We start from the raw sequence: 2982 nt of genomic DNA, 5'->3' as shown, positions 1-2982 counted from the left end.
GCTTCGTCGGGCCCGCCGCAGCGGCGGCTGAGCGCGGACTGCCGGTCGACGCGCTCGTGGCGGCGATGGGTGCGGCACTCGAGTTCGACGAGCCCTCCGACGAGCAGTCGGTGGAACTGCAGCGCCGCATCCGCGAGGAGGACGCCGCCGCCTTCACGGCCGACGTGACGGGGCTCGAGCCGCAGCATCCGCTCTATCCGCGGGTCGAGGCCGTCGTCCGCGCCCGGCAGGCTGAGCTCGGGGTCTGACCCGCTCGCCGCGGGGCTGTCGACGGCCGCGGTGACCCGCCGGGCGCGGGGCCGGCCGAATGCGCGGCCCGAACTCCTCCAATCCGTCCCGCACCACCCCGATGAGAGGTCGAGCCCGGGCTTGCGAGCGCGGCGATGGAGGAGTTCGGGCGCGCACATCGCTTTCTCCCCAACCCGTCAATTCCGGAATCCACCCACAGATCGGCCAGATCGGCCGCTGCGCACTGGACGGGAGTGCTGTGCTTTCGGCATGCAGAAACCGACTCCTCACGAACTGGCACCGAGCTTTCTCGGCGCGCGCACGTGGAGTACAGGGCAGCTGCGCAGTCGCGGTATCGGAAAAAAGCGCATCCGCGAACTGATCGCAGCGGGCCGGCTCACGCGTGTCCGCACCGGGCGGTACGTGTCCTCGGACGTGCATGCGCGACTCGTCGCCGCCGCCCGTCTGGGCGGCCGACTCGGCTGCGTGTCACTGCTCGCCGCGGTGGGCATCTTCGTCCGCGAGCACGAGGATCTGCACATTCAGATCGAGCGCGGGGCCAGCAGACTGCCTTCCCGATCGCCGGGTATCGTCGCACACTGGCGTGTGGCCGACGGATGTTCGCGTGACGCCCTGGCGACGGGAATCACCGACGCTCTGGTGGAGGCGGTGCTCTGTCAGGCGCCGAGAGATGCGGTGGCGACACTCGACTCGGCATGGCATCACGGGCTGGTCGACGAGAACGACATCGGAGAGGTGTTCCACCGGTTGCCCCGCCGCTATCAGGCGCTCCGAACGCTCCTCGATCGACGCAGCGAGGCAGGCACCGAGACGTTGATGCGGCTCCTGCTGCGTGCACTCGGGCATCACGTCGAAGTGCAGGTGCGGATTCCGGGCGTCGGTCGCGTGGACCTCGTTGTGGACGGATGGCTCATCGTGGAATGCGACAGTCGGGAGTTTCACGACGATTGGTCGGTGCGACGCAAAGACGTGAGGCGTGACCTGGCTGCCGCTCGGCTCGGCTACACGACCGTGCGGCCGCTCGCAGAGGACATCCTCTATGCTCACGACGAAATGGTGAACGCGATGCGCGAGATTCTCAGCCACCCGCGAATCGGGGTGCCGACAGCGTACCGGCCTGAACTCCTCCAATCCCGGACCGAACAGCCCCGGACCGGCGGGCGAGGCCGCGGAACCGCCCCAGCTGGAGGAGTTCGGGATCGGCGAGCATGACGAGGCGGCCGAGCCGCGCGCCGGCGGCCACCGGGTCAGGCGGGCCACCGGGTCCGTCGGGAACCGGGGCAGGCCGGCCGACGGGTCAGGCGCCGAAGCCCTCGCCGATCAGCTCGATGAGCTCCTCGCGCTCCTCGACCGACAGGAATGCTCCCGCGGCGGCGTTCAGCTGGAACGCCTCGAGGTCTTCGAGCCGGTAGTCGAACGTCTCGGCCAGCAGCGCGAGCTCGCGCGTAAGCGAGGTGCGGCTCTGCAGCCGGTTGTCGACGTTCACGGAGACGGCGAAGCCCAGCTGGTACAGCAGGTCGAAGGGGTGATCCTCCAGCGACGTGCCCCAGCGAGCGATCGCGCCGGTCTGCAGGTTCGACGACGGCGACAGCTCCAGCGGGATCTCACGGTCGCGCACCCAGCGCGCCAGGTCACCGAAGGTCACGAGCACTTCGTCGCCCTTCTGCTGCACGACCTCGAGGTCCTCCGCGATGCGCACGCCGTGTCCGAGTCGCAGCGCGCGACCGTCGAGCAGGGCGGAGCGGATGCTGTCGAGCCCGACGGCCTCGCCGGCGTGTACCGTCACGGGAAAGAAGTGCGACGCCAGATAGTCGAACGCCACTCGGTGCTTGGACGGAGGGAACCCGACTTCGGGGCCGGCGATGTCGAACCCGACAGCGCCGCGCCCGCGGAACGCGACGGCGAGCTCTGCGATCTCGAGCGACCGATCGGTGTGGCGCATCGCCGTGATGAGCTGACCGACGCGGATGTCACGGCCACGGCCGTCGACGACGTCCTCACCCTCCTCGATGCCCTCCTGCACCGCCTCGACGGCCTCTTCCAGCGAGAGTCCGCCCGCGAGGTGCTGCTCGGGCGCCCAGCGCACTTCGCCGTAGATCACGCCGTCGGCGGCGAGGTCCTCGACGAACTCCTTCGCGACACGGCGCAGGCCATCGGCCGTCTGCATGACGGAAGTCGTCAGATCGAACGTCTTCAGATACTCGACGAGCGAGCCGGAGTCGCTCTGATCCTCGAACCAGTCGGCGAGATCGTCGGCATCCGCCTGAGGCACGTCGAGATCGATCTCATCGGCGAGCTCGATGATCGTCTGCGGCCGTAGCGCTCCATCGAGGTGGTCGTGCAGCGACACCTTCGGCAGGGATCGGATGGAGACACCGCCGAGCTTCGCGTCGCCGTGCTGATCGATGGCCATTCGGATTCCTTCTGGTGGGGGTCAGGCGGTGATGCGCTCTAGGACGAGGGGACGGGATGCCGGAGCGTCAGCCCCGATCCCCCATGCGCCCTCGAGGGCGTCGAGCGCACGCGCGAAGCGTTTGTCATCATCGGCGAGCAAGGTGAACAGCGGCTGACCGGTCGTGACCCGGTCTCCCGGCTTGACGTGCAGGTCGATGCCCGCGGCGTGGACGACCGGGTCCTGTGCGCGGGCGCGCCCCGCGCCCAGCCGCCACGCGGCGATGCCGAACGGCAACGCCGCCATGCGGGTGACGACGCCGCCTGTGGATGCCGTGACCG

At 69.4% G+C, this 2982-nt stretch carries 2 protein-coding genes and 2 pseudogenes; 2 read left to right on the top strand and 2 right to left on the bottom strand.

The window, feature by feature from the left end; all coding sequences use genetic code 11:
• Both WBP48_RS18165 and WBP48_RS18160 read left to right on the top strand, forming a co-directional pair.
• Positions 1-248, top strand: a pseudogene (locus WBP48_RS18165) (mannitol-1-phosphate 5-dehydrogenase); the annotation flags it as partial.
• A 250-nt stretch (positions 249-498) separates the two neighbouring features.
• A complete protein-coding gene (locus tag WBP48_RS18160) occupies positions 499-1461 on the top strand; it encodes a hypothetical protein (RefSeq protein ID WP_424442166.1) in 963 nt (320 codons plus the stop codon).
• An 85-nt stretch (positions 1462-1546) separates the two neighbouring features.
• On the opposite strand, the gene WBP48_RS18155 is transcribed toward WBP48_RS18160, so the two are convergent.
• A complete protein-coding gene (locus WBP48_RS18155) occupies positions 1547-2662 on the bottom strand; it encodes an adenosine deaminase (RefSeq protein WP_424442165.1) in 1116 nt (371 codons plus the stop codon).
• Positions 2663-2683: 21 nt separating this feature from the next.
• Positions 2684-2982 (bottom strand): annotated as a pseudogene (locus WBP48_RS18150) (thymidine phosphorylase); the annotation flags it as partial.

This window comes from Microbacterium sp., assembly GCF_049661145.1.
Classification (GTDB): Bacteria; Actinomycetota; Actinomycetes; order Actinomycetales; family Microbacteriaceae; genus Microbacterium.
Note: the sequence above shows the minus strand (reverse complement) of the source record. Positions and strands in the feature narration are given on the sequence as shown.

Coding starts and splice junctions, on each gene's coding strand:
- WBP48_RS18155 (WP_424442165.1), bottom strand. CDS start 2,662: ATGGCCATCGATCAGCACGGCGACGCGAAGCTCGGCGGTGTCTCCATC.
- WBP48_RS18160 (WP_424442166.1), top strand. CDS start 499: ATGCAGAAACCGACTCCTCACGAACTGGCACCGAGCTTTCTCGGCGCG.